The following is a 12,538-nucleotide window of genomic DNA, read 5'->3' as shown; positions in this document are numbered from 1 at the left end:
GTGCCCGTGGCCAACGGCGAAGTGGACCGCTCCACCATCCAGAAGAACAAGTGGGTCATCACCAAGACCTGTGACCATCCCGAGGCCGCTCTGCGCCTGTGGGACTACCTGGCACGGGACGTTGAGAGCAAGATGACCGTAGCTATGGGCGAGAAGGGCAAGCTCTGGGACGAGTATGAGGACCAGCCCGGTGTCTACTACTTCGTAGTGCCTGACGACACCACCCCCGAGTTCACCTTCGAGCACATGAAGTATACCTACGGCACCGTCAATGACCCGCCTCTGATGACCAAGGCAGAGACCCCTGTAAACGACGGCGAAATCTCCCCCGCAGCCGCTCTGCGCGACGAGATGGTCAAGCAGGTCAACGCCGACTTCGTTAAGAAGGAGAACCAGCTGCCCCAGCTCTACGTGACCCCCGAGGCCACCGACGAGCGCAGCTTCCTTGAGACCGACCTGTTTACCGAGGTCAAGAAGTTCCGCGCCCAGGCCGTTATGGAAGGCCTTGACGACGCTTCCTGGGACGCTTACTGCAAGCGCCTTGAGGACCTGCGCTACAACGATTACCTGCAGTGGTACCAGGACTTCATGGACGGCAACCTGTAATCTACCCCCTGTAACCTAAGCAAAAACGGCCCCCGCTACCCTGATGGGTGGCGGGGGCCTTGTATGTAAACCGCGCAAAGCGAGAAAGGGGTCAAGGGGAACCCGTTCCCCTTGCAGGGTTTGGGGCAGCGCCCCAAGGTCTGTGCGGCGCGAAACAACCCGCAAACAAATCCCCACAAATCCCTTGACATCGCAAATAAATACAGACGTGGACGCGATGATGAAGGCGCTGCTATCAGATGGGGCAATATAGCGTCAGGCCTACCGAGAGAGCGCCATACTCAGCCTGACTGGCTTGTTTATTTACGAGCTGGACGGCAAAGACCTGTACCTGTATCTTATCAGGATAGGCACGCATAGCGACCTTTTCAGCTAAATCAGAAAAAATCACAGAAAGGCGAAATCACCATGAAAACTCCATTCAGCCGCATTTTATACGGCGGCGACTACAACCCCAACCAGTGGCCCAGGGAAATCTGGGCCGAGGATATGGCCCTGTTCAAAAAGGCGGGCATAAACTCCGCCACTGTCAACGTGTTCTCCTGGGCAAAGCTCCAGCCTGACGAGAACACCTACGACTTCTCCGAGCTGGACGATATAATCGCCATGCTCAGCGAGAACGGCATAGACATCGTGCTGGCTACAGCTACAGGGGCCATGCCCGCATGGATGGCTAAGAAATACCCTGAGGTTACAAGGGTGGACTTTGAGGGCCGCAGGCATAAGTTCGGCCAGAGGCATAACCACTGTCCCAACAGCCTGGTCTGGCAGAAGTACGCCGCCAGGCTTGCCGGGGAGCTGGCCAAGCGGTACGGCTCAAACCCCCATGTAGTCTGCTGGCACATAAATAACGAGTATAATACCGGCTGCTACTGCGAGAACTGCGAGAAGGCCTTCCGCATTTGGCTCAGGGAGAAATACGGCACCCTCGAGGCTGTGAATGCCGCCTGGAATACGGAGTTCTGGGGCCATACCTTCTACGACTGGGACGAGATAGTGGCCCCCAACAACCTCTCCGACGGCATGGGCTTCGGCTTCACCCGCAAGACCGCCTTTGCGGGCATATCCATCGACTACGACAGGTTCCTCTCCGACTCCCTCCTGGAAAACTATAAGCTGGAGCGGGACGCCATAAGGGCGTACGACAAGGAGACTCCTATCACCACCAACCTGATGGGCACCTATAATGGCCTGGACTACTTCAAATGGGCCAAGGAGATGGACATTGTAAGCTGGGACAACTACCCGGCCTATAACACCCCCTGGAGCTTCACCGCCATGCGGCACGACCTTATGCGCGGCCTTAAAGACGCGCCGTTTATGCTCATGGAGCAGACCCCCAGCCAGCAGAACTGGCAGCCCTATAACTCCCTGAAAAAACCCGGCCAGATGCGCGCCCAGTCATACCAGACTGTTGCCCATGGCGCCGACACAATCCAGTTCTTCCAGCTGCGCCGCTCAAAGGGCGCCTGTGAGAAGTTCCACGGTGCAGTCATAGCCCACTCAGGCAGCGGGGACACTAGGGTGTTCAAGGAGTGCTCCCAGCTTGGCGAGGAGCTGAAAAAGCTTGGCGCCGAGACCCTGGGAGCCAAAAATACAGCCGAAGTTGGCATAATCTTCGACTGGGACAACTACTGGGCCCTTGAGTACACCAGCGGCCCCAACGTGGACCTGAAGTACGTGGACCAGATACATCAGTACTACCAGTATTTCTATGAGCACCACATCCCTGTGGACATGATACCCGTAGACGGCGATTTCAGCCGCTATAAGGCCATATGCGCCCCGGTGCTGTATATGGTCAAGGAAGGCGTTGCAGAGGCTCTAGAAGCCTTTGTAGAGGCCGGAGGGACCCTTATTACCGGCATGATGAGCGGCATAGTGGACCAGAGCGACAATGTGCACCTTGGCGGCTACCCCGGGCCCCTGCGCAGGCTGTGCGGAATCTGGGCCGAGGAGATAGACGCCCTGGCCCCGGAGCAGAGCAACACCCTGCGGTTCCCGGACGGCATCGAGACCCAGTGCAAGCTCCTCTGCGACATCATACGCCCTGAGGGCGCCGAGACCCTTGCAGTCTACGGCGGCGACTTCTATGAGGGCACCCCTGCAGTTACAAAAAACAGCTTCGGTAAAGGCACTGTGTACTATGTGGGCACCCAGCCGGACCATGACGGAATTGCCAAGATACTTGACGCCCTGACCGCCGGCGCGGATGTGAAGCCCCTTATCCCGGACGAGACGGAACTTGAGGTGGACCTGCGGACCATTGAGGGCCGCGAGTACTGGTTCATTATCAACCTGACCGGCACGCCAAAAAGTGCTCCCGAGAGCTTCAGGGGTGAGACTGACATACTCACCGGGGAGCCTGTGGGAGAGCTCCAGGGGTTTGATACAGTGATCGTCAGAAGGTAAGAAAAAGACAGGAAAAGCAGCGTGTAAAAGCGCTGCTTTTTGATTGTCGGCTATATAATATCTATAAATTTAATAAACTATATATCTTATATAAGTTATATAATCCATGTGCGCCGAATCGGGCCGGCAATACCCCTAAATCGCCCTAAAACTGCTCAAAAACCGTCCAGAACCGTTCAAAAAGCACCCAAAAATACTTGAAAATGAAAAAGCCATGGAAAAGAGTTATGTCAGTGAAAGACCAAATTCTTCAAAAATATAAAATTGGGAGGTATCTGCAATGACCCTTGGATATATCCGCGTGAGCACACCGCGCCAAGCCTCCGGCACATCCTTTCAGGACCAGCGCGCGGCTCTTATAAGCGAGGGCTGTGAAAAGCTCTATGAGGACGTTTTTACCGGCGTGTCACTTGCCCGCCCGCAGTTTGACCTCATGTGCGCCGAAGCTGTCCCCGGCGACACAATCGTAGTCACCCGCCTGGACCGCTTTGCCCGCACCGAGACAGAAGCCTATGAGCTGGTTGTGAACTGGGTCAGGGCCGGCATCAGGGTGAAGGTGCTGAACCTTGGCACTATTGAGGACACCGAAATGGGCAGGCTCATACTCCATATAATGCTCAGCTTCGCTGAGTTCGAGCGCGATTTGATAATCAGCCGCACCCAGTCCGGCCGGGCCTACCGCCGCGCTACCGACCCAGCATACAAGGAGGGGCGAAAGCCTAAGTTTACCCGGGCCCAGCTGGACCACGCTGTGGAGCTTTTGAAGACTCACTCATATACCCAGGTTGCCGAAATGACCGGGATAAGCCGGTCGACGGTCACTAGGGAGGCCAGGAAGAGGGGGTTTAAAAAGTGCTTTAATCCTTAGAGAGGGACATCTCTGACTCTGTTCCAGAAATAGACAGCATTTTTACTACATACGGAAACTCTGGCACAATATTTATCACCGTGGCAAAATATAGATTTGATGCAGATACAGCCGAGAAAATCAATATATCTATTTTTCATATTTGAGCAATTCAAATATTTCATAAAAGTACATTTCATCCCCTATATACCATACATTTCCTATCCGTATTCCAGGTGGTGCAATCATATAAGTGTACTCTTTTCCATTGGTTTCAACCACCGTCAAATAGCAGTCGTCACCGCCAGCGAAACCTGAAGAAATCACTAGTTTTTCTTTATAGTTAAAATCTATAAGCAATTTTATAACCTTATTGATGATGTCTATTTCTTCATATGTTGAAATTTCATGCCGATAACGAATACTTATTTTGCAAACATCCTCACTGTCAAATTTTAACTTTGACTTTATTGCTAAATTTGACTTTGGCATTTGGCTCAGAAAAATAAGCATACAGCATATGATACCGAGTAATATGAGGCAACCACTTATCACTATCCTTTTTTTGCTCATATTTTTCTCCTTTTGGCAAATACTTCCCCATTTGGGGGAAGGGCACGCAGAGCACCTGTCCTACAATGTAAGACAGGCGCTCCCCCGGGCATTGGCACGAACCCACTAAAAAAGGTCGCTGTGCGTCCCCGTTCTCAGTAACTGAAGGACAAGCCTATCCTTCTCTACCTTGTAGACCAGCAGCCAATCAGGCTCAATATGGCACTCCCTTACGTTCTTATAGTTCCGCGAGTTTATAAGCGCGTGGTCCCGGTATACTTCCGGCAGCGGAACCTCTCTGCATAGCAGCGATATCACGGTTTCCAGCTTTTCCGGGGAACAGCCTCGCTTTATCGCGGTTTTATAGTCCCTTTTGAACTGTCCTGAGAACTCGGGTTTAAGCATTCAGCGCCTCCATCAAGCTCTCTACACTGTCAAACGGCCCATACATATCCTCACCCTGCTCAGCCCTTTCCAAAGCCTCATAGGTAACCTTATTCGGCTCATCCAGCTTGACTTCAAACGGCAGACCATGACAGCGCAGCGCCTGCCGGTAGAAGATTCCGGTGGCGGTGCTCAAGTCCATTCCAAGCGCCTGGAAAAGGGCTGCGGCCTGTGACTTCAATTCCGGCTCAATGCGAAGCGTCATATTTCCTTTGCTTGCCATGCTATATCCCTCCTTAATTGGTGTCAGTATTATTATATCCAAAATTTATGTGCAACGCAAGTGCGTTGCACATAAATTTTATTGTGATTTGTTTTGTACTGTCTCAACCGCTTCTCGTTCCTGTGCCTTCAGTTTTGTTAGCCCACAACGGTATAGACAATCCTGAGGGCCTGGCTATATCGTCTTTGGGAAACGTCGCATAATCCTCGTTAAACATGGAAAGTGCAGTTCTTAGCATAGATTGCCAAGGTCATAATTCCAGACTTTTGACTACGCCGTTTTGACGGCGGCGCATCGCCCGCTGGCCGTAGTCAAATATTATATTCACACCTACCGCACATATCCGGACTCCTTCATACGCAAATACGACACCATAAGAGTCTCCTCGGTGGTTCATCTATTTAAGTGTAGCTTGCATTTCCCAATAAACCATGCTATATATGCACTATAAGAAACCCAAAGGAGGCACTACCCCATGCTGTACAGAAACCTATCAGACCTAAAGGTCCCCGCCGTCGCCGTAGGCTGCATGCGCATCGCCGGCCTTAGCCCGGACAGGCTCTCGGCACTCGTCGATACCGCCATAGCCGACGGCGCCAACTTCTTCGACCACGCCGACATCTACGGCGGCGGGGAGAGCGAGCAGGCCTTCGGGCGGCTCCTTGCCGCCCGGCCCGGGCTCAGGGAAAAAGTCATTATCCAGAGCAAATGCGGCATAAGGCCCGGTATGTACGATTTCTCGAAATCCCACATCATAGAGAGCGTGGACGGCATACTGTCAAGGCTGGGCACCGACCGGCTGGACCTGCTGCTGCTCCACCGGCCGGACACCCTGATGGAGCCCGAGGAAGTTTGCGAGGCCTTCACTGAGCTGGAGCGCTCCGGCAAGGTCCTTCGGTTCGGCGTGAGCAATTTTAACTCCCGCCAGCTGGAGCTGCTGCAGTCAGGGGTAAAGCAAAAGCTCCTTGTAAACCAGCTGCAGTTCGGCCTTATGTGCACCGGGCTCATAGACCACGCCCTCTCGGCAAACACCGAGTTCCCCCACGCCCCCGACCGGGACGGCGAAGTTTTAGACTACTGCCGCCTGAAAAATGTGCTCATACAGGCCTGGTCCCCCTTCCAATACGGCTTCTTTGAGGGGGTCTTCCTGGATAACGAGAAATTCCCCGAGCTCAACGAGAAGCTCAGGGAGCTGGGCGGAAAATACGGAGTCAGCCCCCAGGCCATGGCTGCAGCCTGGATACTGCGCCACCCGGCGGGCATGCAGGTGATATGCGGCACCACCAGTCCCGAGAGGCTCGCAGATATCTGCACAGCCTGCGAAATCGAGCTCTCAAGGGAGGACTGGTACTCTTTGTACCTCGCGGCAGGGAACAAGCTGCCGTAAAAAATTCTCCTGTGTTCATTTTCCCCTTGACATGTCCCGGCGGCGCGCTATAATGGGCATATATCATATAACTTTCATAAATTATATACTTTATTTATTTTATATAAGGTATATAATAAAAGGAGGAGAAAAATGCGGACGATAGCCATAGCAAACCAAAAGGGGGGAGTGGCCAAAACGACTTCCGCCCACAACCTGGGCGCGGCCCTGGCCGGTCTCGGCATGAGGGTGCTGGCAGTGGACCTGGACAGCCAGGCCAGCCTCACCATAAGCATGGGCCTTGAGCCCCTGGAGATGGTTAAGACCATGGCCGACGTGATGAAGCGGGACGCCCTGCCCATCAGGGAGTGCATCGTGCATGTCCGTGACGGCCTGGACGCTGCGCCTTCGGTGATAGACCTGGCAGCTGCAGAGATGGAGCTGCTGTCCATGACCGGCCGGGAGAGGGTGCTGGACCGGGCCCTGGGGCCGGTCCGCAGGGACTATGACTTCATACTCATCGACTGCCCTCCGCAGCTGTCCATACTCACAATCAACGCCCTCTCCTGTGCAGACGGCGTAATCATCCCTGTAAAAACGGACTATCTGGCATACCGCGGGCTCACCCTTCTTGAGGACAGTGTCAGCGAGGTCCGGGAGCTGATAAACCCTAAGCTTGAGGTGTTGGGGGTCATAGCAACCCTTTTTGACACCAGGGTCTCCGACGACAGGGACATACTGACGCTGCTACAAAAGGAATACCGGGTGCTGGGGGTCATACGCCGCCGGGCCTCAGCTAAAAAGGGGATTTACGATGGGCTTTCCGTTGTGGAGCAGGAGCCGGGAGGTATCATAGCGCAGGAGTACATGGCTATAGCCGAAAAGCTGATAGAGGGGGTAGACGGGAATGGCTAAGACTGGCAAGGTGAACAAGCTGGAGGAGCGGGAGGCAAAGAGGCGCTCGGCTGTGGCAGGGTTTATAGACGAGCCCGGCAGAAAACCGGTTCCGGCCGGGCGTTCTGACGGCCGGGAGTTGAAAAAACGGTACTGCCTGGCGCTGAAGCCGAGCCTTTACAGGGATATACAGCAGCTGGCCTATGTGCAGTGCAAGAGTACCAGCCAGATGATTGATGAGCTGATGGAGAAATATATCCGGGAAAATGCCCAGCTGCTGGAGGATTTTAGGAAGCTGGGGAGATAGTTGAAGCCAGGAATGCCTTTAAAACGCCTCAGAATGGCTTCTGGGGCGTTTTTATATGCTTGGACAGGAAAAGTACCGTTAAATAGTTGGAGCGCCTTATAGAGCTTCTGAGTGCCATTTATGGGGATAGCCGTATTTTGGCTTCTGATACCCCTGTGAGCGTTTTTATGCCTTAGTGGACAAGGGATACTTTTTATATTGATAACATGCAATACAGAAGCTTACAGGCTTAACTACGGGTATCTGAGAGTGCCTTAAACTATTGTCAGCATTGATTTGATTTTTCTGTAGAAACATATTTCAGCCTGGAGAAAATGTTTTCAACAGGGTTTTCAACACAAAGAAAATATCACTGCTTTTTTTATCTTTCTTTTACTTTCTTATTTTCTTTATTTTCTTATAATAAGTAGTATGCCGAACGTGACATTTGCCCCGCACAAATGTGACATTTCCCCCGCATAACGGTGACATTTGCCCCGCACAAATGTGACATTTCCCCCATGGGGCATGTTTTGAAACCCCGCTTATGTGACAAAAACCCCGCGGAAAATGCTGTTTCGTGACAAAAACCCCGCAAAAAATGGAAGCCAGTTCCTTGCTATTTGCTTCTTTTTGTGGTAGGCTTTAAGAGAACCTGAAAGGAGGCACGACCCTATGTCTGAGCTGCACATAACCGACCCCAGGGAGCGGAAGGTAACGAAGGCCAACGAGCTCATCCAGAAGAGCAGATTTTCCCTGTCCGCCCAGCAGCAGAAGATAGTCCTTTTCCTTATCTCACAGATAAACCCCTGGGACGAGGATTTTAAGGTCTATAAATTTTCTATAGCGGAATTCAGCCGGGTATGTGGCATCAGCAGGCTCGGGGGCAAGGACTATGCTGAGATGAAGGCCGCCATAAAGGAAATCGCGGACAAGAGCCTTTGGGTAAGGCTGGACAACGGGAAAGAGACTCTTCTGAGGTGGATAGAGAAGCCCTACATTGATGAGGGCAAGGGCACGGTGGAGATACGGCTCGACAAGGATATGAAGCCGTACCTGCTGCAGCTGAGGGAGAACTTTACGGATTATGAGCTGGTATATACCCTGCGCTTCCGGAGCAAGTATTCCATACGGCTGTATGAGCTGGTAAGGTCTGTGCACTACCATGACATGGAGAGGGTATGCTGCCGGTTCTCGGTGAGCCAGCTGAAGGAGCTGCTGGACGCGGGGGAGTATGGCGAATACCGGGATTTTAAGCGCCGGGTGCTGAAGACGGCGGTGAACGAGGTGAACCTGTACAGCGACAGGGACGTTGAGTATACGGAGCTCAAACAGGGGAGGAAAGTCATGGGGCTGGAGTTCATAATCAAGGCGAAAAGTTTAGACGAGCGGCTCACGCTGCGGGCGGAGATAGATAAGACTATGGGGCCACCGCAGCTTTCCTTTTGGGACGATGGCCTTGAATAAAGGCTTTATAAGTATATACCTTATATAAGTTAAGTATGGTATATATGTTATACAATTTATTTACTATGTATATTGTCTACTTGCACTAACTAAAATGCATGTTTTTGTCGCGAATCTCCAAATGGTTGCAGGTGATATTGTAAATCCCTTAAACCTGCTCTGTCAATCCGCACAAATAAACAGTTACATTTTTGTAGTTTTTTGAAATTTTTACTTGCCAAACCTGGGGAAGTATGTTATGATACTACCATTAAGTTACACTTTGTTCACACTTTCCCAAGGAGGTACCGCCAATGGCTGCCAAAGAAAAGACCGGCGGCGCCGCCGCGCTGGAGCTTACGGATAAGCAGAAACGGCGCAAGGCGACGCTGAAGCTGATGCGACAGAACTACCAGCTCTACATATTCCTGATACCGGCTATAGTCTTTATAGTCCTGTTCATGTACACCCCCCTGTACGGCCTGCAGATAGCTTTTAAGAACTACCGGGGCGGCGACGGTATCTGGGGCAGCGCCTGGGTGGGTCTCAAGTGGTTCAACCAGTTCTTCTCCACGCCGCGCTGCTGGGAGATAGTGAAAAACACCCTTACAATCTCCGTATACAGCCTGGTTGCCGGCTTCCCGCTTCCCATATGCCTTGCAATCATCCTGAACTACGTGAAGAACCTTCGCTTTAAGAAGTTCGCCCAGACCGTCACCTATATGCCCTACTTCATCTCCACCGTGGTGCTGGTGGCTATGATGAACCTGTTCTTCTCCCCCTCCAGCGGCTTTGTAAACACCATAATCAAGGCCTTCGGGGGCGAGGCGGTCTACTTCATGGGCATGTCGAGCCTGTTCCCCCACATGTACGTGTGGTCGGGCATCTGGCAGAGCATGGGCTACAGCTCCATAATCTATATCGCGGCCCTCTCGGGCGTGAGCCCCGAGCTGCATGAGTCGGCGGTTATAGACGGGGCGAACATCCTGCAGCGCATATGGCATATAGACATCCCCACGATTATGCCCACCATGATAATCCTGCTGATAATGAGCTGCGGCAACATAATGAACGTGGGCTATGAGAAGGTCTACCTCATGCAGAACGACCTTATTGCGGACGTGTCGGAGATTATCTCCACATACGTGTACAAGATAGGCCTTACAAACAACCAGTTCAGCTTCTCCACGGCCATAGGCCTTATGAACAACGTGATAAATTTCGTCATCCTGGTAGCTGCAAACAAGCTTGCAAACAAGCTGTTCGGCTCCGGCCTTTGGTAATGGGGAAGGAGGGAATATAAATGGCAAACAATCCCAACGCTATCAAAGAGCCCGTATTCGACAAGGTTTTCTATATCGTCACCTTTGTTATACTCTGCCTGTTTTTGGTGACCATTATCTACCCTCTGTGGTTTGTGCTGATGGCGTCCTTCTCAGACGCCCAGTACGTGAACGACGGCACCCTGCTGTTCTACCCCAGGGGCTTCACCACCCTGGGCTACGAAAGGACTCTTACCGACCCGAAGATATGGACCGGCTACGGCAATACCATCCTCTACACCGCCGGCGGCACCCTCATAGGCACCTTCTGCACCATGCTGGCGGGCTATGCCCTCAGCCGTGACGACCTGCCCGGCGCTGGCTTCATCATGAAGGCCTTCGTATTCACCATGTACTTCCAGGGCGGCATGATACCCTTCTACATCCTGATAAACAACCTGCACCTGAGCAATACCAGGTTCCTGATGATAATCATAACCTGCATCTCGGTATATAACATAATCCTTGTGCGCTCCTTCTGTGCCTCCACGCTGCCCAAGGACCTTTGGGAGGCGGCATCCATAGACGGCTGTGGGAACGTGAGGTACATGTTCCAGATGGTATTCCCGCTGTCAAAGGCCATAGTGGCGGTCATAGCGCTGTATATTGCCGTGGGCTACTGGAACAGCTATTTCTACCCCATGATTTTTATACAGGACGCCAACAAGCTGCCCCTTCAGAACGTCCTCAGGGAGATACTCCTCGTTGCCAATATGAATCCTGCCGACACCGGCACGGACCCCATGGCGGCCCAGAGGCTGGCCCTGATGTCCAGCGTTATCAAGTACAGCGCCATCGTTATCTCCACCGTGCCTATTATCTGCGTGTACCCCTTCCTTCAGAAATACTTTGTACAGGGCGTCATGATAGGCTCAATCAAGGGATAATCCCCAAGAGGGTTATCATATAAACGCGTCATAAAAGACGAAAACTTCCCAAGGAGGAAAACCATGAAGAGAATTTTAGCAATGCTGCTGTGCCTGGCTATGATAGTCGGGATTATGGCAGCCTGCGGCAACGACAGCGGAAACAGTTCCGCGCCGAGCAGCAGCAAGACCGAGGAGTCCTCTGAGACCAGCTCCACGGCTGAGGACAGCTCCTCTGAGGCAGGCGAGCCCAGCGGCGAGGTCGTGAACGACACCAACCCCGGCACTGAGCTGCCCATAGTCACAACTCCTGTGACTATCTCCATCGCCAAGGAGCGCCACATGCTCGACACCACCACCAGCTACAACGAGAAGGCCTCCTTCAAGAACATCACCGAAGAAACCGGCCTGACCCTGGAGTTCATCGAGCTGGCAGCCGGCACCGCCGGCGAGCAGGTGCCCCTGCTGCTGGCAGGCGGCAATATGCCCAACGTGTTCTGGGCCCTGCTGTCTGACGCCCAGATACTGCAGAACGAGAGCCAGCTGGTAGACCTCAAGGACATGCTGGAGACCTATGCCCCCAACAGCCTCAAGACCTATAACGAGATTCAAAGCGCCGACTGGAAGCAGATTATGACTACCCCCAGCGGCGGAATCTACGGCATGCTGGGCCGCTATGAGTCCCTGTTTGAGAACACCGGCGACGGCATCCAGATTATCAACAAGAAGTGGCTGGACGCTGTGGGCAAGGACATCCCCACCAATCTTGACGAGTATAAGGACGTTCTGAAGGCCTTCAAGGAGGGCGACCCCAACGGCAACGGCCAGGCCGACGAGATTCCCTACTGCTTCTCCGAGGACATGTGGTGCGCCTCCCTTACCAATGACATGGGCCAGTTCGGCATGGGCCACGGCGGTGCCACCGGCAATGCTTCCGGCACCATGTATACCATCATCGACGGCAAGGTCGGCCCTGCTGTCAACACTCCTGAGTACCGCGAGTTCCTGGAGTACTACCATGACCTGTACAAAGAGGGCCTGATTGACCAGGAGGGCTTCTCCCAGAACACCGAGGTGTTCTCCAACAAGATTAAGAACAACCAGGTCGGCACCTACTACAGCTGGACCGCCCTGGAGTACCTCTCCTCCGAGCAGGAGAAGGACTGGGTCGTGCTTCCCACCATGAAGGCCCACGAGGACACCGTGCCCGTGGCCAACGGCGAAGTGGACCGCTCCACCATCCAGAAGAACAAGTGGGTCATCACCAAGACCTG

Annotated in this window: 13 protein-coding genes; 10 read left to right on the top strand and 3 right to left on the bottom strand. The window is 53.0% G+C overall.

Annotated elements, in window-relative coordinates; all coding sequences use genetic code 11:
* The 3 genes from D5270_RS15725 to D5270_RS15715 form a co-directional block, all read left to right on the top strand.
* A partial coding sequence (locus tag D5270_RS15725) for a hypothetical protein (protein WP_207709413.1) occupies window positions 1-606 on the top strand: 606 nt, incomplete at its 5' end.
* Window positions 607-1,014: 408 nt separating this feature from the next.
* Window positions 1,015-3,018, top strand: a complete 2,004-nt coding sequence (locus D5270_RS15720) for a beta-galactosidase (protein WP_166544980.1) — start codon at window positions 1,015-1,017, stop codon at window positions 3,016-3,018.
* A 280-nt stretch (window positions 3,019-3,298) separates the two neighbouring features.
* Window positions 3,299-3,886, top strand: coding sequence for a recombinase family protein (locus D5270_RS15715; RefSeq protein WP_166544979.1), 588 nt, complete (start codon window positions 3,299-3,301; stop codon window positions 3,884-3,886).
* A gap of 129 nt (window positions 3,887-4,015) precedes the next feature.
* Here the strand turns inward: D5270_RS15715 and D5270_RS15710 are convergent, their stop codons facing one another.
* The 3 genes from D5270_RS15710 to D5270_RS15700 form a co-directional block, all read right to left on the bottom strand.
* Window positions 4,016-4,438, bottom strand: coding sequence for a hypothetical protein (locus tag D5270_RS15710; RefSeq protein WP_166544978.1), 423 nt, complete (start codon window positions 4,436-4,438; stop codon window positions 4,016-4,018).
* A gap of 105 nt (window positions 4,439-4,543) precedes the next feature.
* A complete protein-coding gene (locus D5270_RS15705) occupies window positions 4,544-4,822 on the bottom strand; it encodes a type II toxin-antitoxin system YafQ family toxin (protein ID WP_166544977.1) in 279 nt (92 codons plus the stop codon).
* The gene (locus D5270_RS15700; RefSeq protein WP_166544976.1) at window positions 4,815-5,084 is read right to left on the bottom strand and encodes a type II toxin-antitoxin system RelB/DinJ family antitoxin; all 270 of its coding nucleotides are present in this window, start codon (window positions 5,082-5,084) and stop codon (window positions 4,815-4,817) included. The genes D5270_RS15705 and D5270_RS15700 overlap by 8 nt, the downstream gene beginning before the upstream one ends.
* 475 nt (window positions 5,085-5,559) lie before the next feature.
* Here D5270_RS15700 and D5270_RS15695 point away from each other — a divergent pair, with 475 nt between their 5' ends.
* The 7 genes from D5270_RS15695 to D5270_RS15665 form a co-directional block, all read left to right on the top strand.
* Entirely contained in the window at window positions 5,560-6,471 is a 912-nt protein-coding gene (locus tag D5270_RS15695; RefSeq protein ID WP_166544975.1) for an aldo/keto reductase, read from the top strand.
* Window positions 6,472-6,603: 132 nt separating this feature from the next.
* Complete coding sequence (locus D5270_RS15690) at window positions 6,604-7,365, top strand: ParA family protein (protein ID WP_166544974.1); 762 nt, start codon at window positions 6,604-6,606, stop codon at window positions 7,363-7,365.
* Window positions 7,358-7,651, top strand: a complete 294-nt coding sequence (locus D5270_RS15685; RefSeq protein WP_166544973.1) for a hypothetical protein — start codon at window positions 7,358-7,360, stop codon at window positions 7,649-7,651. Before D5270_RS15690 ends, D5270_RS15685 begins: the two co-directional genes overlap by 8 nt.
* 654 nt (window positions 7,652-8,305) lie before the next feature.
* Entirely contained in the window at window positions 8,306-9,097 is a 792-nt protein-coding gene (locus tag D5270_RS15680; protein WP_166544972.1) for a replication initiation protein, read from the top strand.
* 293 nt (window positions 9,098-9,390) lie between these two features.
* Window positions 9,391-10,359, top strand: coding sequence for an ABC transporter permease (locus tag D5270_RS15675; RefSeq protein WP_166544971.1), 969 nt, complete (start codon window positions 9,391-9,393; stop codon window positions 10,357-10,359).
* A gap of 20 nt (window positions 10,360-10,379) precedes the next feature.
* Entirely contained in the window at window positions 10,380-11,285 is a 906-nt protein-coding gene (locus D5270_RS15670; RefSeq protein ID WP_166544970.1) for a carbohydrate ABC transporter permease, read from the top strand.
* Window positions 11,286-11,348: 63 nt separating this feature from the next.
* The coding region (locus D5270_RS15665) for an extracellular solute-binding protein (protein WP_166544969.1) at window positions 11,349-12,538 on the top strand (1,190 nt) is incomplete at its 3' end.

Source organism: Acutalibacter sp. 1XD8-36, from assembly GCF_009917525.1.
In the GTDB taxonomy this organism is placed as follows: Bacteria; Bacillota; Clostridia; order Oscillospirales; family Acutalibacteraceae; genus Acutalibacter.
Note: the sequence above shows the minus strand (reverse complement) of the source record. Positions and strands in the feature narration are given on the sequence as shown.

Coding starts and splice junctions, on each gene's coding strand:
- D5270_RS15720 (WP_166544980.1), top strand. CDS start 1,015: ATGAAAACTCCATTCAGCCGCATTTTATACGGCGGCGACTACAACCCC.
- D5270_RS15715 (WP_166544979.1), top strand. CDS start 3,299: ATGACCCTTGGATATATCCGCGTGAGCACACCGCGCCAAGCCTCCGGC.
- D5270_RS15710 (WP_166544978.1), bottom strand. CDS start 4,438: ATGAGCAAAAAAAGGATAGTGATAAGTGGTTGCCTCATATTACTCGGT.
- D5270_RS15705 (WP_166544977.1), bottom strand. CDS start 4,822: ATGCTTAAACCCGAGTTCTCAGGACAGTTCAAAAGGGACTATAAAACC.
- D5270_RS15700 (WP_166544976.1), bottom strand. CDS start 5,084: ATGGCAAGCAAAGGAAATATGACGCTTCGCATTGAGCCGGAATTGAAG.
- D5270_RS15695 (WP_166544975.1), top strand. CDS start 5,560: ATGCTGTACAGAAACCTATCAGACCTAAAGGTCCCCGCCGTCGCCGTA.
- D5270_RS15690 (WP_166544974.1), top strand. CDS start 6,604: ATGCGGACGATAGCCATAGCAAACCAAAAGGGGGGAGTGGCCAAAACG.
- D5270_RS15685 (WP_166544973.1), top strand. CDS start 7,358: ATGGCTAAGACTGGCAAGGTGAACAAGCTGGAGGAGCGGGAGGCAAAG.
- D5270_RS15680 (WP_166544972.1), top strand. CDS start 8,306: ATGTCTGAGCTGCACATAACCGACCCCAGGGAGCGGAAGGTAACGAAG.
- D5270_RS15675 (WP_166544971.1), top strand. CDS start 9,391: ATGGCTGCCAAAGAAAAGACCGGCGGCGCCGCCGCGCTGGAGCTTACG.
- D5270_RS15670 (WP_166544970.1), top strand. CDS start 10,380: ATGGCAAACAATCCCAACGCTATCAAAGAGCCCGTATTCGACAAGGTT.